The sequence below is a fragment of the Thermophilibacter sp. ZX-H3 genome, from assembly GCF_052599055.1.
Genome location: NZ_JBQXES010000006.1, coordinates 85,324 through 105,233 on the forward strand (window position 1 = coordinate 85,324; position 19,910 = coordinate 105,233).

The following is a 19,910-nucleotide window of genomic DNA, read 5'->3' on the forward strand; positions in this document are numbered from 1 at the left end:
CTCGGCATAGGCTGCAAAGGCCCTTGGCGCCGCTCGGATTTGTGCGCGGCTCTCATGCCCAGCGGCGCAGCGTCGGCAGTACCGCGCCGAGGAGCGAGGCCGCCTCGTCCACGGTCCAGCCCATCGCCTCGGCCATGCGCGGGGCGCAGTCCTCGATCATCTCGTCCATCGTGACGTCATCGGTGTAGCGGCCGCCCTCGTAGCACCATCGGCAGAGGTCCTCCGTCTCGGATCCGTCCGCCTCGTGGCCGTGCTGGTCGGGGCCGGTGAACATCATGCCGCAGCTCTGGCAGTAGTGCTCGGGCATGTCGAGGAGGGCGGTCACGGGCACGTCCAGCTCACGGGCGATGAGCTTGAGCATGTCGATGCCGGGTTCGGTGGCGCCGGTCTCCCAGTGGCTCACCGTGACGCGGGTCACATAGAGCCGCTGAGCGAGCTCCTCCTGGGAGAGCCCGAGCCGCTGTCTGCGCTCCCTGATCTGGTTGCCGACGTCCATGCGCGTTTCCGTTCCCTCGCCGCCTCTCCTGCGACCCCAACGTAGCCGAGGGACGCACAAGGTGCAGTAAAAAGTGGTTTACAGGCTTGATTACCTGCAATACTAAGCTACGACTATCCAGGCGTCTCGGAGGGGCTCACATGACCAAGACTCTGTACCTCATCGGCGGTCCCATGGGCGTGGGCAAGACCGTCGTCTGCCGCGAGCTCAACCGGATGCTGCCCGCCTCCGTCATGCTCGACGGAGACTGGTGCTGGTGCGCCGACCCGTTCCAGGTGACCCCGGAGACCAAGCGCATGGTACTCGACAACATCTGCCACCTGCTCGGCAACTTCCTGCGCTGCGGCGCGTACGAGAGCGTCATCCTTTGCTGGGTCATGCACGAGCGCGCAATCATCGACGAGATACTCGGGCGGTTGTCTATCGAGGAGTGCGGCGCCGAGCTCCGGATCGTCTCCCTGATTGCCCACGAGGACGAGCTACGCCGACGCATCGAGGGAGACGTTCGCGCGGGCTTGCGCGACGAAGAGGCGGTGGCACACTCGCTATCCTACCTCCCGCGCTATCGCGACCTCGGTACAGAGCTCATAGACACCACCTGCCTCGCGCCGCACGATGTCGCCGCGCGCATTGTCGCATCCAACGGATAAACGTCTCGACTGCAACCGATTAAACGCCGAGGTTAATGCTGAGGGAGCGGCCTCCAGCTCGTCGACGGTCACGAGCGCGGAGCCGCAGCACTTCTAGCAATGCTCGAGCGTGCCGGCCTGCGCCCGGCAACTGGAACTTGTCCAAATAGAGCGTCCGTCCCTGACAAGACGCGTGATGTGATACCACGAAGTCCACCTCTGCCGACCAGTCCCTCCACCAGTTGACCGAGAAGTACTCGACCTTCAGCCGGGCAATGAGGTCGGTATCCTGGCAATTTCTTTAAATTCTCATTTTGCTAGGATCTCCTAGCAAATGATCAATTTCTAACGGTTTGCTAGGTTTAAGCGAATTGGGTCAGAACCGGATTGGGAAGGGAGCGCGTCCTGTACGGACCAGGACACGACTCCTGAAGCCGAATCACGCACACGCGTGGATTGCGTCGCGCAGGAACTGCGCGGCGCCCGGGGCCACCTTCTCGTAGTAGGCGCGGAACCGCTCGTCGGAGACGTAGCCGTCGGCCAGGCCCTTGTGGGCCTCGGGCGTGTAGAGCCCCTCCGGCCAGTACATACGCAGCCAGTGACCGTGCATGGCCACGAGCTTGCGCGCCTCTGGGCCCGCCGGGTCCCCCGTCTCCATCGCGCGGCGCAGCTGCTCGTTGATGGCGAGCGCCAGCTCGTCGGCCTGCAGGTGAGCGGCCTCCCCCATCGCCACGTACTTCTCGTTGGCGGCGTCCATCACCTCGTCGCCGTAGGCAGCACGGACCTCCTCGCCATAGGTCTCCTCGTTCTCGGCGACCTCGCGCCAGCGCTTGAGGTGCGGCAGCAGCGTGGCCATGAGCGAGACCGCCTCGTCGAGCGAGACGCCGAGCGCCTTGGCCTCCATGGGGGCCGTGGCCTCGATGAACTCGTCCATCGTCATGCCCTTGGCGGTGAAGTCGCCGTGGTCGTAGCAGTACTTGCAGAAGTCCGCGCTCTTGGAGCCGTCGGCCTCGGTGCCGTGCATCTCCTCGTCGGGGATAGGCATGCTGCAGCACTGGCAGTAGTAGCTCATGGGCATGTCGAAGAAGCGCTCGAGCGGCACGCCAAAGGTGACGCAGATCAGCTTGACCATGTCGATCCCGGGCGTGGTCTCGCCCTGCTCCCAGCGGCTCACGGCCTGCCGCGTCACGTAGAGCCTGCGCGCCATCTCCTCCTGCGTGATACCCGCCTCTTTGCGGATGGCGGTGATGACGTCCTTGATGGCCATGGGGTTCCTCCTTGCTCGGGTCTCTCGGCAAGGCCATTGTCACCGGGTGAGAGCCCCGGCACAAGAAACGGGATGTTGCGCAGCCCGGTTCCTCCTACTCCCTTACGAGAACGAGGGCCTACCCCCAGCTTCCCAGTGCAGGATTCCATGTCCTGCTTTCGGCGGAGCCTTCAAGCACCGGATCGAATAGGGCGGTAGCAAGCGCAGCGGCGTCGGAAATGTCCCCAATGTCGGAGACTAGAGGCACCTGTCGACATAACTTCCTGAACCTGGTCTCCCCTGCGCCAAACCACTCCGCAGGAATTTCGAAGTGATTGGGGAGAGGCATTCTTCTTGCAAGGCATTCCAGACTTAGTCGCCGAGAGAGCTTCGTACCGTCAATCGCACAGCTTCGGGCGAACACCACAACGTCAACCAGATCCTTCTGTCTCGAAGAGGGCCTGTCGTGGTGCCGTTCCACGATGCCGCAGAACTTATCGGCAAGCGAGCTCTCCACGGCATACACGCGGTAGGAGCATGTCGGAAGGTCTCGCACAGTAATTCGGTCGGCAGGCATGACGATGTCGAAATCGTCTTGGGGAATGTCATCGACCACAAGGTCGATAGAGATATCCTGGAGCCTCTTGTTCCCCAGTCGGACCTGGAACCTCACGTTCATGCCAGATCGATACTCGTCCTCCGCCTTGATGGGAGCCATTCCCGCAAATGAGAACGTGACGAAGTCCCCTAAGTCAGTAGCAGCCAGACGCTTCAGCTCCTCAACGGCTTCCTCGAGATCGTCGCCCGTTGACAGGAGATCTATGTCGCGCGTCGTACGAGCATCAATCGTGCGCGCGAGCATGCCCAGCCCTCCTTTGAGCAGAAAGCGAGAGTCGGGGTCGCTGAAAACTCGACAGAGGAGCCGATGGAAGAAGAATCCTGCATAAGCCCTGCCGGTATCCATCGGCGATGCCTTCGCCGCGGCCTTGATCGCCTTATCAAGATCCTCTGAAGTCTTATACCTCATGGAGATTGCACTCCTTGAAAGCCCGGCGCACCTTGCGAGCCTTCCCAGGCGCGAGTCGCCTTACGATGGCGCGCAGTTTCTCGAGGTCAAGCCCCTTCTCCAGCGCGTCATCGTAAGCATCTCGCACAAGCGAGAGCTCTTCGTCATCGAGCACAAGGTCAACGATGGTTCGTTCCGGCCTCGTTACGGCAAACCCATGTTCAAAACCCACGTCTTCCCAGGAGATCTGTCGGACAGAGAAGCGCACATCGGGGTTTCTGGTCTTGAGCCGTCTGGGGGCATACATACGGATGGGGGTCAGGAAGAAGTCACCGATACCGATGAGGGATGCCGCCGTAGTTCCGCCAACAGCAATACCGTCCCACGCGCCATACGCCATTCGCTCATGAAGCATCTTCTCGGGAGACGTCAGCTTCCAAGCAGCGGCGATCTCGTCGGCGGGAGAAGACGTCACCGCGGCCGAGCGATACGCTCCGTGCGCGAGCCTCACGAGCCGCCCGGCGGAGCAGGCCTTTGCTAGAGCGCCGCGAGATATGCCGAGGCGCTCCGCTTGAGCGGTCGTGAACACGCCTTCGGAAGCGGAAAGCGAGTCAATGAACGGTGCTTGTCTCTGTCTATTCATGTCTCAATTGTAGCCTATTAAGATACTTTTGCGGCATATTCTCTATCCACTTGAAACTATTGGGAGCAACGAGTTTCCATTCCATGCACGCCTCCAATTCACATGGCGCTTCTGATAAAGCATAGATTCATAAGTTGATTGCGGGCTGCAGCCCAAAGACCGAGTGCCTCACGAACCAGCGCGCAAACCCGCACGCCGTTCTTCTCGTCAAAATGCTTGATAGACTTCTCGGCCATAGCTGAGCCCCCGTTTCACTCACGGCAAATTAACCTGCATAGACTGTGAGTCCGGACTCTTGGGGTGCCGGAAGACGGGGGCGCGTGCCCGCCCGGGGGCTTCAAGTGTGACCAGTCCCTGCTACCCCTGATCACCCGTCGGCACGCACCATTGGGGGCCTCCGTGCCGCTCTTGTTGCTCCCGTACCTTGTGGAGAGTATAGCACAATATGAAACATCTGTTCGTATCATTTTAATATTCTGCTGTAGCTCTTTTCGAGCAGCCCGATCTTCTCGTCCATGGCTCCGAATTGCGAGAACGCGAGAAGAACCGTTGGGCAAGGAGCACGCACCACATAACCTCCCGCGCCTGTGCTACGATGCCCCCGACCCAACGGGTCTCTGACGAGGGCAGCCGTACCAGAATCGCAAAGACGGCGCATCTATCTGGGAGGTTGTCATGGATTGGGTCATTTTGGTCGTGTCGGGCGCAATGGAGGCCGTCTGGGCCCAAGCCCTCGACCGCTCCGAGGGCTTCACGCAGCCCATCCCCACGATTGTGTTCATCGCCGCCCTCGCGGCGAGCATGCTCGGACTGAGCCACGCTGTCCGAACGATCCCGCTGGGCACCGCCTACGCCGTCTGGGTGGGCATCGGCGCCGCGCTCACGGTGGCGTGGGGCATCGCCTCCGGCGCGGAGTCGTTCTCTTGGGCAAAGATCCTGCTCATCGCGGGCCTCGTGGCATGCGTCGTCGGCCTCAAGCTGGTGGGCGAGGCGCACTAGGCGCTGTCCTCAGAAGCAGCCCATTTCTCGGCTGCCACAAGCACATTATGGTAGCGAGGGTCGTCAGCCGCGAGCTCGCGCCACTCGGAGGACGAGACGCGCTCGGCAAGCGCCTGACGCATGAGCGATGCCACCTCGTCCACCTGGCGTTCCTTGTGCTCGGCCCAGGCCTCTCCGGCTTGGGCGGGGTCGAGGCGGACACCCACGCGATCCCAGAGCGGAAGGCCGGACGGGCTTGGGCCTGCCGGGGCGACAGCCATGGCTTCTGCTGCCCGCGCAAGGGCGCTGAGCGCACCGTCCTTCTCGCCAGCCCTGCGCAATACCTCGGCAACCTCGAGAGACATCGTTGCCGAGAAGAACGGGTTCACCGCACTTAGGTCGAGCGCCTCGAAGACCGCCTCAGCAGCGGCGCCGGCCGCCCGCGCGAACGCCGCGTCGTCCCGCATCCCCACCTCCTGCATGAGCGACGAGAGCACGAAGCTCGCCGCGCGCAGGCGCTCTGCCTGCAGAAGGTCGAGGGCCTCGTCGTTGCGGCCCAGCTTGCGGTAGGCGGAGGCGAGAAGCATCGTCGGAGCGCTCGCGTCCTGCCGGCGCACGAGCGGCTCCAGCAGCGCCACCGCCTCCTCGTGACGACCCGCCTGGAAGAGCGTCGTGGCCTTCTGCTGCTGCGCGAGGTACAGGGTCGACGGGTCCGTTGCCACCTCGAACGCGCGGTCGAGCAGACCGAGCGCCTCGTCAATGAGAGTCGAGGAATCGAGTGCGCCGTCCTTCTCGCCCGCCGGAGCGAACGGCGTTGCCATGCCGGCCGCCCACACCGTGAGGAGTGACGCCAGCATGAGCAGCAGGTTCGCGTCCGAGTAGTGCTTCGCCGCGAGCTCTCGCAGTCGCTCGTATGCGGTGCCCAGGTCCTTCTCGCCTAATGCGTAGACCTCGGCATAGAGCGCGGCAGACTCCTCCTGAGAGAGCTCGTCGCGCCAATCGAAGAGCTCGTCCAGGGTGAGCGAGAAGTACGCGGCGATGCGCGGCAGGAGGCTCACGTCCGGGAGGCTCTGCCCGAGCTCCCACTTGGACACGGCGGCCTTCGAGACGCCCAGGTGGGAGGCGAGAGCCTCTTGCGTGACGCCCTTGTGGCGACGCTCTCGCGCGATGGTGCGGCCGATGTTTACGCTCTCGCTCATGGCTCCCCCTCGACGCTGCGAACAGCTGACACCTTCAGTATGGGGTCGAGCGGAAGTGGAATCAAAGGAGCGCTGGTTGACGTTTCTCGCAAGCAGTCAACTGAGGTTCGACGCCCTACCCTAGAGCCGCACGAACATGCGACGGGAATCGCTCGCCAAGCGCTGGAACCCAAAGTGAGCGTAGAAGCCCTCCGCGTGCTCGTCAGCCGGGTCGACGACAAGCGCCCGCGACGCAACGATGAGCGACGCCGCGGCCGCGCGGCGAATGGCGTCCTGCAGCAGTCGAGCACCCGCCGACTCCCCCTGATAGCGCTCGTCGACGGCGAGCTGGCCAAGCAGCGTGCAGGGAATCGGGTTCGGGACGTTTCGACGCAACGCGCCGGCCAGCGTCCCGACCCGCGCGACCGCATGGGCGCTCAGGGCATAGAAGCCGCAGATCTCGCCGGAAGCGAGGGGCAGCACGTACACCCGAGCCGTCCCGTCGCGCATCGCGCGATGCGCACGCTCCTTGAGCCAAGCGTCATTGTCGCAGTTGCCGGAGCTAAACCCGCTCACGTCGTCATCGTCGCGAAGCGGGCGGATGCGACGAAACGCTAGTCCTCCCATGTGAACTCGCGATCGAGCAGCTCGCGGGTGGCCGCGGGAACGGCGGAGTCGAGGGCGCTCGCAAAGCGCCCGTAGTCATCCGCAGAGAGGTACGTCGTGGCCTCGTCGCTCACCTGCCGGCGAACCTCAAACGGGAAGCCACCGCACTCGTTGAACATGTGGACGAAGACCTTGATGGCAGCGGACGGCGTCAGGCCCAGGGCAGCGGTGTTCCTGACGAAGGCATCCTTCTCCTCGGCGCTCAGCTTGGTGTTGAGCGACGTCATTGTCGTTGCCATGGGACCTCCCCTTCCGATTGTCCAAGTGTCACTATTTTATTCCATTTATACCACGTTAGACCACGCTGTAATCCCTTTGATTGCCAATCGGCTGACTCGACGCCCCGCCCAACAGCACGCGCGAGCACTCGCGGACGCAGAGCAGGTAGTACAGGGCGAGAAGCCCGAGCGTACCCACGACCGAGCAGATCGCGATGGCGAGAAACACCTCGTCAGGCACACCGAGCGCGAGCTGGCGCACCAGGAGAAGCCCAAAGCAGTCGTGCGCCACCGCGAGCGCCGCCGGAAGCGCAAAGGCGACGCCCACCTGCGCCCGCACGGCACCGCGCGCCTCCCGCTCGTCCGTCCCGAGCGCCATGAGCGTGGCGTAGGCGCGCCGCCCGTCCGCGGCCTGGCTCACCTGCTGCAGCGCGAGCACCGCCGCGGCCGCCACGAGAAACGCCTCCCCGTAGAAGATCCCCACGTAGCCGATGGGCGCGAGCGACGCCTCCGAGAGAGCGCCCGGGTCCGCGAGCCCGGCCGCGCGCTGCCCCACCGAGAACAGGAGCCCCGCGCAGATCATGCAGACCGCGCAGGCAACGAGCACGCACGTGCACGAGAGCGCCTGGCACCCCGTGGACACATGGCCCTCCACCTGCCGCAGCGTGAAGGCGCGCAGCCCCTCCCAGTAGCTGGATCCGCGGCGCACGCGACCCGGCACGCCCACGGCCACCAGCCGAAAGACGAGCGAGGTGGCAACGTAGGCGGCCCATCCCATCGGCAGGATCGCGAGCACAAAGAGCCCGGGCTGAACCACGCACGTTCCCCACACCACGGCGAGAAGAACCACGGCCAGCGCCGCCTGTGCGCGCGTCACACCGCGATGGCCGGACAGCGCAAGCCGCTCAGGCGCGCGGTCGTGCTCGAGAAGCTCCACGAGCGGCCGGCGCAGCACGTCAACCACGGAGAGCGCGATCGCCAGCCCCTCGATCCCGGCGAACCACGAGCACGCGTCGAGCGCGGCAGCGGGCGAGAAGGACCAGGCGAGCCGCCACGGCACGGCAAAGACGAACGCCGCCACCGCGCCAAAGGCCGGCGACGCCGCCACGCCGAGCGCGAGCCCCGCCGCCAGTGCCGCGAGCCCCACGAGCGCGCCCTCCGCCGCAAGTATTGCCGCGAGCGCCGGCGCACGCATCCCGAGCAGCGCGTACGTCCCGAACTCCCGCGAGCGCCGCCGCACGATGAAGCGCGTGGCATAGGCCACGAGCACGGCAAAGACCAGCACCACGAAGACCGAGAAGGCGCCCGTTATGTCGCGCGCCTTCTGGATGACCTCGAGCTGCGGGCCGGTGAGCGGCATCGCCAGGAGGTAGTCGCCCGAGGCGTTGAACGCGTAGAGCAGGCACGTGGCAAAGGCGAGCGTGACAAGGTAGACCGAGTAGTCGCGCGCGCAGCGAGAGACGTTGCCGAGCGCGACGCGCAGGGTGACGGGCATGACGGCTCCTTCCAGCCGGCGTCAGTGACGGGCCCATCGTCCTTCTCGCCCGCCCGGCGCGCCATCGCCCGGGCTTATGCTCCCCTAACGGTTTTGCAAGGTTACCTGCCGTAAACTGCAACTCTACCAACGGTCGAGCCAACTCTACTGGCGGTCGGTTGAGCGCGAGGCGGCGTCGCGTGACGATGACCCTGCCAGACGGACCCTAGCGAAAGGACCACCATGACCAAGCAGACCTTCGGCGCCGCCATCTCCGCCCTGCGCAAGGAGAAGGGCATGACGCAGCTCGAGCTCGCCCGGCAGATGGGCGTCACGGACAAGGCCGTCTCGAAATGGGAACGAGATCTCTCGTTTCCGGACGTGGCGTCGCTGCCCAAGCTGGCCGAGGTGCTGGGCACCTCGGTGGACGAGCTGCTCGAAGTGAAGACGGCGGCGCAGGAGGAGCCGGCGGGGTCCCGCGTGCCTGCGCTCGTGGAGCTCGTCCTCAAGGCGGTCGCGCTTGCCATGGGCGTGGGCGTGACCGCGCTCACCGTCATGGACGAGGTGGAGCCGAGAAACGCGCTCGGGCTTCTGGGCATCGGCGTCGCGTGCCTGGCGCTCGTCCAGCTTATGCACGGCCCCGATCCGGAGTAAGCTGGAAGCGTGGAAAAGTGCCTGTCCCTTTTGCACGCTGGAAGGAGGTCGCATGGGGCGCAAGTCGATCGCGGAGATGTCGTTCTCGAAGGTCTATCCCCTGCTCGTGCAGAAGGCCGAGCGCAAGGGGCGCGCACGCGCGGAGGTAGACGCTGTGACCTGCTGGCTCACCGGCTACGACGAGGCCGGCCTCGCCCGGCAGCTGGAGCGCGGCGTCACCTACCGGGAGCTCTTCGACGAGGCGCCGGCGATGAACCCCAACCGCACGCTCATCACCGGCAAGGTCTGCGGCGTGGACGTGGCCGCCATCGAGGACCCGGTGGAGCAAAACGCCCGCTACCTGGATAAGCTGGTGGACGAACTCGCCCGCGGCCGCGCGCTGGAGAAGGTGCTGCGGAGCTAGCGCCGGGCGGCTCACGCGCTATCTGCCGCGGTGGCACCACATGTGGTCCACGGGACCGGAGCCGTGCCCCAGGTCCAGGCCGGAAGAGAGCGCGCCGGTGAGGTAGTCCTTCGCGCGCGACACCGCCTCGGGCAGCGTGAGGCCCTCCGCCAGGCCGCAGGCGATGGCGCTCGAGAGCGTGCAGCCCGTGCCATGGGTGTTCCCGGTCTCCACGCGAGGGGCGCGCAGCCACGTCACGCGCGGGGCGCCCTCGTCATCGACGGCCGACTCCACCAGCACGTCGTTAGCGTCCGCAACGCCGTGCCCGCCCTTGACGAGCACGGCGCAGCCCAGGCGCTCGGCAAGCGCGAGCGCGGCCGTCTCCTGCTCGTCCTCGTTTCGCACCGGCTCGCCGAGCAGCGCCTCCGCCTCGGGGATGTTCGGCGTGACCACGCGCGCGAGCGGCAGCAGGCGCCCCACGAGCGCCCCCGCCGCGCCGTCGTCTATGAGGCGCGCGCCCGAGGTGGCCACCATCACCGGGTCCACGACCACGTTCTCGGCGCCCCAGTGCTCGAGCCGTTCGGCTATGGTCTCGACGATCGCGGCGGAGGACACCATGCCCACCTTGACCGCGGCGGGTGGGATGTCCTCGAAGACGGCGTCGATCTGCTCGGACACCATCTGGGGCGTGGCCTCCATGACGTCGCGCACGCCACGAGTGTTCTGCGCCGTGAGCGCGGTTATCGCGGTCTCGGCAAAGAGCCCGTGCGCGGCGATGGTCTTGATGTCCGCCTGGATGCCCGCACCGCCGCTCGAGTCCGAGCCGGCAATCGCGAGCACCGCGGGAACGCTCCAGCTCCCCGTGTTCATGAGACCCCCCTATCTTGACCCCACGGCATCCGCGGCAAGGCGGCGCAGCTCGCGCGTCGCAGCCTCGATGTCCTCGGCGGCAAAGATCGCCGAGACCACCGCCGCCCCGTCGACGCCCGTCCCCGCGAGCGAGCCCATCGTGCGCGCGTTGATGCCGCCGATGGCCGTCACCGGGATGTCCACGGCGGCGCAGATGCGCGCGAGCTCCTCGAAGGTCACGTCGACGGCGTCGGGCTTGGTGGGGGTCCCGTACATCGCCCCCACGCCCAGGTAGTCGGCACCGGCCGCCTGAGCGGCGAGCGCCTCCTCCACCGTCTGCGCCGAGACGCCCACGATCGCCTCGGGTCCCAGCGCCGCCCGGGCCTCGGCACAGGCGGCATCGGACTGGCCCACGTGCACGCCGTCCGCGCCGGAGCGGCGCGCGGCCTCCACGTCGTCGTCGATCACGAAGGGCACCCCCGCCGCGCGGCAGACGGGGATGATCTCCGCCGCCTCTGCCACGATCTCCTCCGTCGTGAGGTCCTTCTCGCGCAGCTGGACGAAGGTGGCGCCGCCGGCGATGGCCTCCCGCACGCAGTCGGCGAGCGTCCGACCGTCGAGCCAGGCCCTGTCCGTCACCGCATAGAGCAGCATGCCGCGACGGATGGCCTCGGGCGAGAAGGACCCGCGGGCCGCCGGCACGCCCGCGCCGCTCACAGCTCCTCCACGCGCGCGCCGGCCGCAAGCTGCTCGGCCGTGAGGTTGTAGGCCGCGTCGATGAGGTAGGTGCGGAAGCTCGCGTTGCCGTCGAGCGGCCCCATGCGACCCGCCGCGACCTCGCCCGCGAGGCCCCAGCCGGCGACGGCGGCCACGGTCGCCTCAAGCGCGCGGCCGGGGTTTGCCACCGCGTACGCGGCGACGATGGTGTCGAGCATGCAGCCGGTTCCGGTGATCTTTCCCATCATGGGCACGCCGTTGCGGATGGCGTAGGCGCGATCCGCCGAGGCCACCACGTCGATGGCGCCCGTGATGGCCACGACGCAGCCGAGTCGCCCGGCGAGCTCGCGCGCGAAGGCGGCGCTCGACGCGAGGTTCTTCTCGCCCACCGCGTCGTCCGGGTTCACGTCCACGCCGCGGGTCGCGGCGGCCGCCCCGGCAACGGTCTTGACCTCGCTCATGTTGCCGCGCACCACGGTGACGGGCAGCTCGTCGACAAGCGTGGCGGCCGTGTTGGTGCGAAGCGCGCTCGCACCGGCGCCCACGGGGTCGAGCACGATCGGGTGGCCGAGCTCGCCGGCGACCCTGCCGGCGGCGCGCATGGTCCCGATGGTGCGGGCGTTCAGCGTGCCGATGTTCAGCACGAGGCCGCCGCAGATGCGGGTGATCTCCGGGGCGTCGTCGACGTCGTCGGCCATGATGGGGCTTCCCCCGCAGGCGAGAAGCGCGTTGGCGCAGTCGTTGACGGTGACGTAGTTGGTGATGCAGTGCACGAGCGGCGTCGTGGAGCGGACGTTCTCGAGCGCGGTTCCGAGCAGGCTGCCATTCATTGCGGAGTCCTTTCGCGAGGTTGCTGGCTACTGTGCGTCGAGGTCGATCGTGGTGCCCTCGAAGACCTTGTTCACCGTGCGGACGGCGCACATCTTGCCGCACATGGTGCAGGTCCCCTCCGTCGAGGCGGGCGAGGCCTCGTGCCGCGCGCGGGCCGTGTCCGGGTCGAGCGCGTAGTCCCACATCTCGCCCCAGGCCAGGCGCCGCCGGGCGTCGCCCATGCGGTCGTCCGCCTCGCGCGCGCCGGGCACGCCCTTGGCGATGTCCGCCGCGTGCGCGGCGATCCGGGTGGCGATAAGACCGTCGAGCACGTCCTTTGCGTCGGGCAGGCAGAGGTGCTCGGCCGGCGTCACGTAGCAGAGGAAGTCCGCCCCGGCGCTCGCCGAGATGGCGCCGCCGATGGCCGCCGTGATGTGGTCGTAGCCCACGCCCACGTCCGTCACGAGCGGGCCGAGCACGTAGTACGGCGCACCGTGGCAGAGGCGCTTCTCCATCGTCACGTTGGCGGCGATCTCGTTGATGGCCATGTGGCCCGGGCCCTCGATCATGACCTGCACGCCCGCGTCCCAGGCGCGCCTCGTGAGCTTGCCGAGCTCGATCATCTCTGCGGTCTCGGCGGCGTCGTTGGCGTCGAAGAGGCAGCCCGGGCGGCACGAGTCGCCCAGCGAGATGGTCACGTCGTACTCATGGCAGATCTCGAGCACCTCGTCGTAGTGCTCGTAGAAGGGGTTCTCGTTGCCCGTGACCTCCATCCAGCCAAACAGCAGCGACCCGCCGCGGCTGACGATGTTCATGAGGCGCCCGGTCTCCTTGAAGGTCTCGATCACGCGACGGTTGATGCCGCAGTGGATGGTGAGGAAGTCCACGCCGTCCTCCGCGTGGGCGCGCACCGTGGCGAGGAGGTCCTCGGCGGTGAGCTCCACGAGCGGCTTCTCCATGTAGCCGATGGCGTCGTACATGGGGACGGTGCCCACCATGAGCGGCGTGCGCTCCACGAGCTGCTGGCGGAAGAAGCGGGTCTTGCCGGAGTTGGAGAGGTCCATGATGGCGTCCGCGCCGTACTTCTCGGCCGTGCCGACCTTCTCCCACTCCATGCCGGCGTCCGCCACGTCCCCGGAGATGCCGAGGTTGACGTTGACCTTGGTGGAGAGGCCTGCGCCCACGCCGCGCGGGACGAGGCCCTTCTCGAGGTGGCGGACGTTGGCCGGGATGGCGATGCGCCCCGCCGCCACGCCCTCGCGGACGAACTCCGGGTCTCGGCGCTCCGCCTCCGCCACGGCGCGCATCTCGGGCGTGATCTGCCCGGCGAGGGCATAGTCGAGCTGCGTGACGAGGTTCTTCTCGCCGCGCGGTGCCTGCCCGCCCAATTTCTCTACAGCTGTGCTCATGCGCAAGACTCCCTCCGTTGGCATTACCCATGTCAGGTTCCTCGGGTCGGGGCGGGCGCGCCCCCTCTCAGCCTGCCGTCCTGCAAGCTCCCCGCGCTATGCGGTTGTTCCGGCGGAGCGAAGTCCGCCTGTGGCAAGTATAGCGCTCCCCCAGGGCTTGTGTTCGCTCGGACAAAAGGCGGCCGTAGCGGGGCAAACGGCATGCCGAGAAAAACTTTGCCCTTCTCGCTTGCACTGTGTATAGGTGTGTATATACTGTACTTACCGGGTATACACGGTTGGCCCGCAGGAGACGTCCTGGCGGGCCGGCACGGAAGGACGACGACTTGGACATCATCATCTCAACCTCGAGCGGCAGGCCCATCTACGAGCAGATCACCGACCAGATCAAGTCGGCGATCGTGACGGGCCAGCTCGCGGAGGGCGAGCAGCTCCCCTCGATCCGCGCCCTCGCCAACAGCCTGCGCGTGAGCGCCATCACCACCAAGCGCGCCTACGCGGACCTGGAGGCGGCGGGGCTCATCGAGACGGTGCAGGGCAAGGGCACCTACGTCGCCGGCGGAAACGCCGAGCTCATCCGCGAGGAGCAGATGAGGGAGGTCGAGGGGCTTCTCGCCAAGGCCGTGGAGCGCGGTCGGGCGATCGGCCTCACCGACGACGAGCTGTCCGAGATGTTCGCCCTGGTACTGGAGTGACGGAAAAGGGGACGGGTTATTTCTCTCAGAAAGAAAAAACACGTCCCCTTTTACACACTTTTACAGAAAGGACATCGCATGAGCGGCAGTCTCATCGAGGCCCGCGGGCTCACCAAGCACTACGACGGGTTCTCGCTCGAGGGCGTGGACCTCACCGTGAACGAGGGCGAGGTCGTAGGCTTCATCGGCCAGAACGGCGCCGGCAAGTCCACCACCATCAAGGCCCTTCTCGGCCTCTTCCCCACCGACGGCGGCACCTCGAGCGTGCTCGGCGTATCCAGCGACGAGCTCTCGCGCGCGTCCGGCGCGGCGGTGAAGGAGCAGGTCGGCGTCGTCTTCGACGCGATCTCGCTCCCGGAGCACCTCAAGGTCGCGGACGTGGGGCGCATCTACGAGCGCACCTACGCCACCTGGGACGCTCATCGCTTCGAGCGCCTGGCCGCGCAGTTTGGCCTAGACGCCAAGAAGACGGTGAAGGAGCTCTCGCGCGGCATGGGTATGAAGCTCTCCCTGGCCTGCGCGCTCGCGCACGACGCGCGCCTGCTCATCCTCGACGAGGCAACCGCCGGCCTTGACCCGATGGCGCGCGACGAGGTGCTCGACCTGCTGCGCGACTTCGTGGCCGAGCCCGGCCGCGCGATCCTCATGAGCAGCCACATCACGAGCGACCTCGAGCGCATCGCCGACCGCATCGTGTGCATCGACGCCGGGCGCATCGTCTTTGACCTGCCCAAGGACGTCATCACCGACGAGATGGGCGTCGCGCGCTGCCGCGTGGCGGACCTCGAGAGGATCGCGGACTCGGGCGTCGTCCCGGACGCCGAGCTGCGCTACCTACGCCACGACTACGGCATCGACGTGCTCGTCCCCGACCGCTTTGCCTTTGCGGAGAGCTTCCCGGAGATTCCGGTAGACCGCATGACCATAGACGACTACATGACCCTCACCCTGAAGGGCGGTGTCCGATAATGAAGCGCGCGTTCCTCCTTGAGATGACGATCTTTCGCGACTACGCACGGCAGCTCGTGGGACTGGGGCTTCTCGTGAGCCTGTGCATCGGGCTCGGCATGCAGACGCCGCTCGCGATGCCTGCTACCCTCACCTGCATGTTCTTCATGATGAGCGCGATGGGTCTCGCCGCCTACGACCAGCTCAACCACTGGGAGCTCTTCCGGCTCACGCTGCCGCTCTCCCGGCGCGACGTCGTGCTCGGCCGCTACGCCGCCATCGTGGCGTTTGGCCTGCTCGGCATGGTCGTGGGGCTCGTGGCAGCACTCGCGGCGACGGCCGTCGTCTCGGCGGTGGGCCTGCCCGGCGAGGTCGGCGAGGCCTTCGCGTTCGATCCGGACATGCTCGGCGTCATGGCCGTCGTCACCTGCTTCACCCTGCTCATCGGCTCTGTGGTGGCGAGCGTCGTGACGCCGCTCTACTTCCGCCTAGGCCAGACCCGCGCCACGCAGATCCTGCCCACGGTGATCGTGCTGCTCTTCGTGGTGCCGGTGGTCGTCCTCGGCAACAGCGGCATGCTCGACGGCGGCATCCCGGGGATGGAGCTTGTCTCCGCCGCGCTCGAGGCGCTCGACACGCCGGCCGGCATGGCCGTGGGCTGCGTGGTCCTCGTGGCCCTGTCGGCCGCCGCGCTGGCGATCTCCGCCGCCGTCTCCCTCAAGCTCTACGAACAGCGCGAGCTGTAACGGGTTGCCTAAAAGGGGACGGGTGCATTTCTGGCAAGTTTTCTGAAAAGGGCATTTTCAGAAAACTTGCCAGAAATGCACCCGTCCCCTTTTAGGCAACCCGTCCCCTTTTTACGGGCTTCGTAAGGGTCTTGATGGCTGCCCGTTGGGCGATGGGCGGGGACGTAAACTGGGGGCATCGCAGGCCAGTAAGAAAGGAGCCGGACCGCATGCCCTCCTCCTTTGCCCAGCTCATCGCCGCATGGGGCATTCCCGTGGGATACATCGTCATGTGCATCATCGCGAACCGCGTTAACGCAATGCGGGCAGAGCGCGTCCCCGACGACCTCGCGCCAACGTCCACGGTGCCCGACATCCACCCCGCCCTTCTCGGTGCGCTTCGATACCGCCGGGAGGGGGACGTCAGGCGCGGGATGAATGCCTGCAGGGTCGCGCTTGCGACCCTCGTCTGCCTGATGGGCAGAGGGTACGTCACGCTTGAGGAGCGTCAGGGGGCGAACGAGGAGGATGCGACGGGCGAGCAGGACGGCCCGATCTCCACGGGGAGGCGGCGCGGTCAGAAGCGCAAGCGATACTCAACCGACCAGCGGACCCTCGACTTCGGCTCCGGCCTCTGGATCGAGGTTCGCGCGAAGGACCTCGGCCGCTACGACCGCGAGGCGGTCGACCTCTTGATGCCCGAGGGCGCCCGCGAGGCCAGCGTCGCCGAGCTGTGCGGGAGAATCGGCTCCGGGGACACCTACCGTCCGCTCGAGAGGTTCCTCGGGCAGTACTCCAACGACCTGCTTGGCGCTGGCCTTGCGCGCAGCGCGAGCGTGCTCTCCCAGCTCCTGTTCAGCGGCCCCGTCTCCGTACTCGCGTGCTTCTGGTGCCTGCTTGGGCCAGCGATGGCGAACATGGAGCCGGGGCCCGTGTTCGCCCCCGTCGCCTGCGTCCTCATGATTGCCATCATGATCTGCCGCGGCGCCCTCGTGGACCTCGGGCCCCGGCTCACGCCGGCCGGAGCCAGGATTCTCGGCCAGGCGAACGCCAACGTGCGCTGGGCGGAGGGCGTGTGTTGCGGGGACATCGACCCAGGCCAGGACCTCACGCCCGAGAACGTCACAAGGCTCCTCTCCGTCCTTCTCGCCACGGGCAACGTCGAGGATGCCTCCGACCTCGCAGACCTCCTCGCTCGCGAGGGATATGCGGACGACCCCGACGCAGCCGGTGCGCCGTCGGCGGTGAGGCTCTGCGCGCGCCGCACCTACATGGACGTTGATCCGTCATCGAGGTGGCACAAGCGCTCCCCCGCGTGGCTTCTTGTGCACAAGGCCGAGGAGCCCTCGTAAAAAGGGGGCGGGTTGCCTAAAAGGGGACGGGTGCATTTCTGGCAAGTTTTCTGAAAAGGGCGTTCTCAGAAAACTTGCCAGAAATGCACCCGTCCCCTTTTAGGCAACCCGCCCCCTTTTTACGAGCACGTGCTCGAGGGCGCCGGAGCCGTGGAGCGGGGCACCGCAGCTCACGACCTCGCGGGCCAGCGCGGCGTCGGCGACCACGCTGCCGGCGATGAGGTCCGCGCCCGCGTCCAGTACCGGCGCGCAGATCGCGGCCGACGGGCCCACCACGCAGGTGAGCGCGCCGCGCGAAAGCTCCAGCAGCCGCGGCATGGTCTTGTTGGCGAGCGTCATGCCCGTCATGATGGCGAGGTCCGCGCCCGGCAGCAGGTACTCGCAGGCGGTGTCGGGCAGGTCCGTGTCCGCGCGGGCGGCGCGCTCCAGCACGGCAACCTCCGCGTGCTCCGCGATGGCCGCGAGATGCGGAAAGTGACCGACCACCACCGCGCGGGGCCGCGAGCCGTCGTTCTTCTCGGCCGCCATGCGCGCGGCAACCGGGGCCAGGAACACGAACGGGTCCACGCTCTCCGCGCCCTCTACCAGGTCCAGCGCACCCAGCCGCTCGCGTTGGTTGTGCCAGGCGTTGAGCGCTGCCACGCCCACCGACGCCACCTCGAAGTCCCACGACTTCGCGCACTCCGCGAGCTCGCGCAGGGGACGGCCCGCCCAGCCGCGCTCCATGCGCAGGCGCGCGCCGCCGCGATGGAGCGCGGCCACGCCCGTCCCGCACTCGGCCTCGACGAGGCAGTGGTGGGCGCCCATGACCACGTGTCGCACAAGCGCGCCCTCGGGAACCTGGGCGATCATTCGGTCGTAGAGCGACCACGCATCTGTCATCATTTCCTCCAGGTTGGGTCGTTGCGGCTTGGGCGGTCGGGAGGTTGCATGCTGTTCATTCTCACCGGAGACATCCGGACGGGCAAGACCACGTGGCTCGAGGCGCGCGTGCGCGAGCTCGAGGCGGCGGGCGTGCCCGTGCGTGGCGTACTCGCCCCGGGCGTCTGGCGCGACGGCGAGAAGGCCGGGATCGAGAACGCGCTCCTGCCCTCGCGCGAGCGCGTCCTTCTCGCCACGCCTGCCAAGGATGGGTGCTCGACCGGCCTGGGCTGGGACTTCGACGCCGCGGCGCTTGCCCGCGTGAACGCGCACCTCAGCCGGCTTGCCGCAAAGACAGGCGAGAATGACGTGCGCCCCGGGCTTCTCGCCATCGACGAGGTCGGCCCGCTCGAGCTGCGCCGCGGCGGTGGCCTCACCGCGGCGCTCGAGCTGCTGGACGCCGGCCCCACGCCGACCTGGCCTCACGCGCTCGTGGTCGTGCGCTCGGCGCTGGCTGAGGAGGCTGCCGCCCGCTGGCGCCCCGCGTGGGGCTCCGTCGAGGTTCTGCGCTCCGACGAGCGGGGCAGGCGGCGCCTCTTGGAGCACATACCCGGCTAACGGGCGCCACGCGGCGTCCGAGAGAGGATTGTCTGTGATTTCTATCGCTCCCCACGAGTAGGGGCATGGTAGCTGATTCGCCTACCTGCGGATTCTCGACCATGCATCGTGTCCATACTCGCCAGGAGCCCATGAAATCACAGACAATCTCCCCCTACTCGCGCACGGCGCCGCGCATCAGCGCGTCGTACTCCTCGTCCGTGAGGTCGTGGCCGTAGAAGAGCTGGTAGTACTCCCCCACCACGTCGCGCAGGTCATCGTCGAAGCGCTCCGGGTAGCACAGGCGCGCGTACCACTGCAGGCCGATGATCTGGTTGACCGAGGCCGGCATGGAAATCCAGTTGTATGGCTCGCTCGGCGCGCGGAAGTAGTTGCCGGACTTGATGGCGCTGAGCTCGGCCCAGGCGGGCTCGTCGCCCACAGTGTCGTAGATCGAGTCGCCCACGAAGACGATGAGCTCGGGGTCCCAGAGCGCGATCTGCTCGAGGCCGATCTCGTTGCCCTTGCCGCTGGACGATGGGTCGTCCACCACCACAACGTTCTCGGAGCACAGGTCGATGATTCCGGACTGGAAGCCGCCGCGCGCCATCGCGTTAGTGCCGGTGTCACCGAGCAGGTACGCCGCACGCGGGCGCTCGTCCTCGGACACCTCCGTCACGACGGCCTCGACCTCGGCCACGGCGTTGCGGCAGTACTCCGCGAGCTCGGCGGCCTTCTCGGAGTCCAGGATGTCCGCAAGCTGGTCGTAGAGGTCGACGTAGCTGTGGAGGTCGGTCGAGTCGATGTGCACGCACGGGATGCCGATCTGCTCCTGCAGCGTGTCCAGCTCCTCGGCGAGCGAGTCCTTGGCCTCGCCGACGTCGATGATCAGCTGCGGGTCCGCCGCGGCGGCGGCCTCCTTGTTGAAGTCGCCCTTGCCGCCGTAGATCTGGCCAAAGACGGGCAGGTCAGCGAGGTCCTCGCCGAGGTAGGCGAGCTGCTCGTCCGTGAGCTCGCCGGAGAGGCCGACCATCTTCTCGGGAGCCACCGTGAGCAGCACCTGCTGCGCCACGGGGCCGGAAGCCGCGATGCGCTCGACCTCGGCCGGAATCTCCACCTCGCGCCCGAGCGAGTCCGTGACCACGCGCGTTGCGGCCTGCTCCGCCGCGGGCTGCTGGCTGTCGGGCTGCTGACCGGACTCCGCCGCCGGCGTGCCGCCGCACGCCCCGAGCGACACCGCCACCGCAAGCGCCGCAACTGCCGACAAGAACGTTCTTTTCCTCACTTCTTCTCCCTTCCGCCTGTGAATTGGGGACAGTCCCCAATTCACATAAAACCTTTGTGTGAATTGGGGGCTGTCTCCAATTCCCAGGCCAG

23 protein-coding genes are annotated in these 19,910 nt (G+C 67.0%); 9 read left to right on the forward strand and 14 right to left on the reverse strand.

The window, feature by feature from the left end; genetic code table 11:
• Positions 1–52: 52 nt before the first annotated feature.
• Entirely contained in the window at positions 53–496 is a 444-nt protein-coding gene (locus ACULPM_RS03875; RefSeq protein ID WP_445331042.1) for a zinc ribbon domain-containing protein, read from the reverse strand.
• A 140-nt stretch (positions 497–636) separates the two neighbouring features.
• Here ACULPM_RS03875 and ACULPM_RS03880 point away from each other — a divergent pair, with 140 nt between their 5' ends.
• Positions 637–1,146 (forward strand): AAA family ATPase, encoded by a 510-nt coding sequence (locus tag ACULPM_RS03880; RefSeq protein WP_445331043.1) that lies wholly within the window; start codon positions 637–639, stop codon positions 1,144–1,146.
• A 418-nt stretch (positions 1,147–1,564) separates the two neighbouring features.
• Here ACULPM_RS03880 and ACULPM_RS03885 read toward each other — a convergent pair whose 3' ends face one another.
• The 3 genes from ACULPM_RS03885 to ACULPM_RS03895 form a co-directional block, all read right to left on the reverse strand.
• Positions 1,565–2,392, reverse strand: a complete 828-nt coding sequence (locus ACULPM_RS03885; protein ID WP_445331044.1) for a TipAS antibiotic-recognition domain-containing protein — start codon at positions 2,390–2,392, stop codon at positions 1,565–1,567.
• Positions 2,393–2,510: 118 nt separating this feature from the next.
• Positions 2,511–3,398 (reverse strand): nucleotidyl transferase AbiEii/AbiGii toxin family protein, encoded by an 888-nt coding sequence (locus ACULPM_RS03890; RefSeq protein WP_445331045.1) that lies wholly within the window; start codon positions 3,396–3,398, stop codon positions 2,511–2,513.
• Positions 3,388–4,020 (reverse strand): type IV toxin-antitoxin system AbiEi family antitoxin domain-containing protein, encoded by a 633-nt coding sequence (locus ACULPM_RS03895; RefSeq protein WP_167930624.1) that lies wholly within the window; start codon positions 4,018–4,020, stop codon positions 3,388–3,390. Before ACULPM_RS03895 ends, ACULPM_RS03890 begins: the two co-directional genes overlap by 11 nt.
• Before the next feature lie 675 nt (positions 4,021–4,695).
• Between ACULPM_RS03895 and ACULPM_RS03900 the strand changes: the two genes are divergently transcribed.
• Positions 4,696–5,019, forward strand: a complete 324-nt coding sequence (locus ACULPM_RS03900) for a DMT family transporter (protein ID WP_445331047.1) — start codon at positions 4,696–4,698, stop codon at positions 5,017–5,019.
• Here the strand turns inward: ACULPM_RS03900 and ACULPM_RS03905 are convergent.
• From ACULPM_RS03905 to ACULPM_RS03920, 4 genes are all read right to left on the reverse strand, one after another.
• On the reverse strand, positions 5,016–6,197 hold the full coding sequence (locus ACULPM_RS03905; RefSeq protein ID WP_445331048.1) for a helix-turn-helix domain-containing protein: 1,182 nt from the start codon (positions 6,195–6,197) through the stop codon (positions 5,016–5,018). The genes ACULPM_RS03900 and ACULPM_RS03905 overlap by 4 nt on opposite strands.
• A 120-nt stretch (positions 6,198–6,317) precedes the next feature.
• Positions 6,318–6,803, reverse strand: coding sequence for a GNAT family N-acetyltransferase (locus ACULPM_RS03910; RefSeq protein WP_445332318.1), 486 nt, complete (start codon positions 6,801–6,803; stop codon positions 6,318–6,320).
• Positions 6,791–7,081: a type II toxin-antitoxin system RelB/DinJ family antitoxin gene (locus ACULPM_RS03915; protein WP_445331050.1), complete on the reverse strand. Its 291-nt coding sequence runs from the start codon at positions 7,079–7,081 to the stop codon at positions 6,791–6,793. Before ACULPM_RS03915 ends, ACULPM_RS03910 begins: the two co-directional genes overlap by 13 nt.
• 55 nt (positions 7,082–7,136) lie before the next feature.
• Positions 7,137–8,555, reverse strand: a complete 1,419-nt coding sequence (locus tag ACULPM_RS03920) for an FtsX-like permease family protein (RefSeq protein WP_445331051.1) — start codon at positions 8,553–8,555, stop codon at positions 7,137–7,139.
• Positions 8,556–8,777: 222 nt separating this feature from the next.
• Here ACULPM_RS03920 and ACULPM_RS03925 point away from each other — a divergent pair, with 222 nt between their 5' ends.
• Together ACULPM_RS03925 and ACULPM_RS03930 are read left to right on the forward strand one after the other, a co-directional pair.
• Complete coding sequence (locus ACULPM_RS03925; RefSeq protein WP_445331052.1) at positions 8,778–9,188, forward strand: helix-turn-helix domain-containing protein; 411 nt, start codon at positions 8,778–8,780, stop codon at positions 9,186–9,188.
• Positions 9,189–9,240: 52 nt separating this feature from the next.
• Entirely contained in the window at positions 9,241–9,591 is a 351-nt protein-coding gene (locus tag ACULPM_RS03930; RefSeq protein ID WP_445331053.1) for a DUF2200 domain-containing protein, read from the forward strand.
• 18 nt (positions 9,592–9,609) lie between these two features.
• On the opposite strand, the gene thiD is transcribed toward ACULPM_RS03930, so the two are convergent.
• Genes thiD through thiC form a run of 4 tightly spaced genes read right to left on the reverse strand, consistent with a single transcriptional unit; the run spans position 9,610 to position 13,355 of the window.
• The gene (thiD, locus tag ACULPM_RS03935) at positions 9,610–10,440 is read right to left on the reverse strand and encodes a bifunctional hydroxymethylpyrimidine kinase/phosphomethylpyrimidine kinase (protein ID WP_445331054.1); all 831 of its coding nucleotides are present in this window, start codon (positions 10,438–10,440) and stop codon (positions 9,610–9,612) included.
• Between the two features lie 9 nt (positions 10,441–10,449).
• Positions 10,450–11,136: a thiamine phosphate synthase gene (gene thiE / locus ACULPM_RS03940; RefSeq protein WP_445331055.1), complete on the reverse strand. Its 687-nt coding sequence runs from the start codon at positions 11,134–11,136 to the stop codon at positions 10,450–10,452.
• Positions 11,133–11,966: a hydroxyethylthiazole kinase gene (thiM, locus tag ACULPM_RS03945; RefSeq protein WP_445331056.1), complete on the reverse strand. Its 834-nt coding sequence runs from the start codon at positions 11,964–11,966 to the stop codon at positions 11,133–11,135. The genes thiE and thiM overlap by 4 nt, the downstream gene beginning before the upstream one ends.
• Positions 11,967–11,993: 27 nt before the next feature.
• Positions 11,994–13,355, reverse strand: a complete 1,362-nt coding sequence (gene thiC / locus ACULPM_RS03950) for a phosphomethylpyrimidine synthase ThiC (RefSeq protein WP_445331057.1) — start codon at positions 13,353–13,355, stop codon at positions 11,994–11,996.
• Between the two features lie 326 nt (positions 13,356–13,681).
• Here thiC and ACULPM_RS03955 point away from each other — a divergent pair, with 326 nt between their 5' ends.
• From ACULPM_RS03955 to ACULPM_RS03970, 4 genes are all read left to right on the forward strand, one after another.
• Positions 13,682–14,050: a GntR family transcriptional regulator gene (locus ACULPM_RS03955; RefSeq protein ID WP_445331058.1), complete on the forward strand. Its 369-nt coding sequence runs from the start codon at positions 13,682–13,684 to the stop codon at positions 14,048–14,050.
• 78 nt (positions 14,051–14,128) lie between these two features.
• Entirely contained in the window at positions 14,129–15,019 is an 891-nt protein-coding gene (locus tag ACULPM_RS03960; RefSeq protein WP_445331059.1) for an ABC transporter ATP-binding protein, read from the forward strand.
• Positions 15,019–15,744: an ABC-2 transporter permease gene (locus ACULPM_RS03965; protein WP_445331060.1), complete on the forward strand. Its 726-nt coding sequence runs from the start codon at positions 15,019–15,021 to the stop codon at positions 15,742–15,744. Before ACULPM_RS03960 ends, ACULPM_RS03965 begins: the two co-directional genes overlap by 1 nt.
• Before the next feature lie 209 nt (positions 15,745–15,953).
• Positions 15,954–17,075, forward strand: coding sequence for a hypothetical protein (locus tag ACULPM_RS03970; RefSeq protein WP_445331061.1), 1,122 nt, complete (start codon positions 15,954–15,956; stop codon positions 17,073–17,075).
• Positions 17,076–17,174: 99 nt separating this feature from the next.
• Here ACULPM_RS03970 and ACULPM_RS03975 read toward each other — a convergent pair whose 3' ends face one another.
• Positions 17,175–17,960 (reverse strand): Rossmann-like domain-containing protein, encoded by a 786-nt coding sequence (locus tag ACULPM_RS03975; protein ID WP_445331062.1) that lies wholly within the window; start codon positions 17,958–17,960, stop codon positions 17,175–17,177.
• A 45-nt stretch (positions 17,961–18,005) separates the two neighbouring features.
• Between ACULPM_RS03975 and ACULPM_RS03980 the strand changes: the two genes are divergently transcribed.
• A complete protein-coding gene (locus ACULPM_RS03980) occupies positions 18,006–18,554 on the forward strand; it encodes a nucleoside-triphosphatase (protein WP_445331063.1) in 549 nt (182 codons plus the stop codon).
• Positions 18,555–18,708: 154 nt separating this feature from the next.
• On the opposite strand, the gene ACULPM_RS03985 is transcribed toward ACULPM_RS03980, so the two are convergent.
• A complete protein-coding gene (locus tag ACULPM_RS03985; RefSeq protein WP_445331064.1) occupies positions 18,709–19,800 on the reverse strand; it encodes an ABC transporter substrate-binding protein in 1,092 nt (363 codons plus the stop codon).
• Between the last annotated feature and the right edge of the window lie 110 nt (positions 19,801–19,910).

Excerpts from the sequence above, each read along its gene's own strand:
- thiD (WP_445331054.1), bottom strand. The coding sequence starts at position 10,440 with ATGAACACGGGGAGCTGGAGCGTTCCCGCGGTGCTCGCGATTGCCGGC.
- ACULPM_RS03885 (WP_445331044.1), bottom strand. The coding sequence starts at position 2,392 with ATGGCCATCAAGGACGTCATCACCGCCATCCGCAAAGAGGCGGGTATC.
- ACULPM_RS03930 (WP_445331053.1), top strand. The coding sequence starts at position 9,241 with ATGGGGCGCAAGTCGATCGCGGAGATGTCGTTCTCGAAGGTCTATCCC.
- ACULPM_RS03895 (WP_167930624.1), bottom strand. The coding sequence starts at position 4,020 with ATGAATAGACAGAGACAAGCACCGTTCATTGACTCGCTTTCCGCTTCC.
- ACULPM_RS03905 (WP_445331048.1), bottom strand. The coding sequence starts at position 6,197 with ATGAGCGAGAGCGTAAACATCGGCCGCACCATCGCGCGAGAGCGTCGC.
- ACULPM_RS03960 (WP_445331059.1), top strand. The coding sequence starts at position 14,129 with ATGAGCGGCAGTCTCATCGAGGCCCGCGGGCTCACCAAGCACTACGAC.
- ACULPM_RS03980 (WP_445331063.1), top strand. The coding sequence starts at position 18,006 with ATGCTGTTCATTCTCACCGGAGACATCCGGACGGGCAAGACCACGTGG.
- ACULPM_RS03975 (WP_445331062.1), bottom strand. The coding sequence starts at position 17,960 with ATGATGACAGATGCGTGGTCGCTCTACGACCGAATGATCGCCCAGGTT.
- ACULPM_RS03920 (WP_445331051.1), bottom strand. The coding sequence starts at position 8,555 with ATGCCCGTCACCCTGCGCGTCGCGCTCGGCAACGTCTCTCGCTGCGCG.
- ACULPM_RS03910 (WP_445332318.1), bottom strand. The coding sequence starts at position 6,803 with ATGGGAGGACTAGCGTTTCGTCGCATCCGCCCGCTTCGCGACGATGAC.
- ACULPM_RS03880 (WP_445331043.1), top strand. The coding sequence starts at position 637 with ATGACCAAGACTCTGTACCTCATCGGCGGTCCCATGGGCGTGGGCAAG.
- ACULPM_RS03900 (WP_445331047.1), top strand. The coding sequence starts at position 4,696 with ATGGATTGGGTCATTTTGGTCGTGTCGGGCGCAATGGAGGCCGTCTGG.
- ACULPM_RS03915 (WP_445331050.1), bottom strand. The coding sequence starts at position 7,081 with ATGGCAACGACAATGACGTCGCTCAACACCAAGCTGAGCGCCGAGGAG.
- ACULPM_RS03965 (WP_445331060.1), top strand. The coding sequence starts at position 15,019 with ATGAAGCGCGCGTTCCTCCTTGAGATGACGATCTTTCGCGACTACGCA.
- ACULPM_RS03890 (WP_445331045.1), bottom strand. The coding sequence starts at position 3,398 with ATGAGGTATAAGACTTCAGAGGATCTTGATAAGGCGATCAAGGCCGCG.
- ACULPM_RS03925 (WP_445331052.1), top strand. The coding sequence starts at position 8,778 with ATGACCAAGCAGACCTTCGGCGCCGCCATCTCCGCCCTGCGCAAGGAG.
- thiC (WP_445331057.1), bottom strand. The coding sequence starts at position 13,355 with ATGAGCACAGCTGTAGAGAAATTGGGCGGGCAGGCACCGCGCGGCGAG.
- ACULPM_RS03970 (WP_445331061.1), top strand. The coding sequence starts at position 15,954 with ATGCCCTCCTCCTTTGCCCAGCTCATCGCCGCATGGGGCATTCCCGTG.
- ACULPM_RS03875 (WP_445331042.1), bottom strand. The coding sequence starts at position 496 with ATGGACGTCGGCAACCAGATCAGGGAGCGCAGACAGCGGCTCGGGCTC.
- thiM (WP_445331056.1), bottom strand. The coding sequence starts at position 11,966 with ATGAATGGCAGCCTGCTCGGAACCGCGCTCGAGAACGTCCGCTCCACG.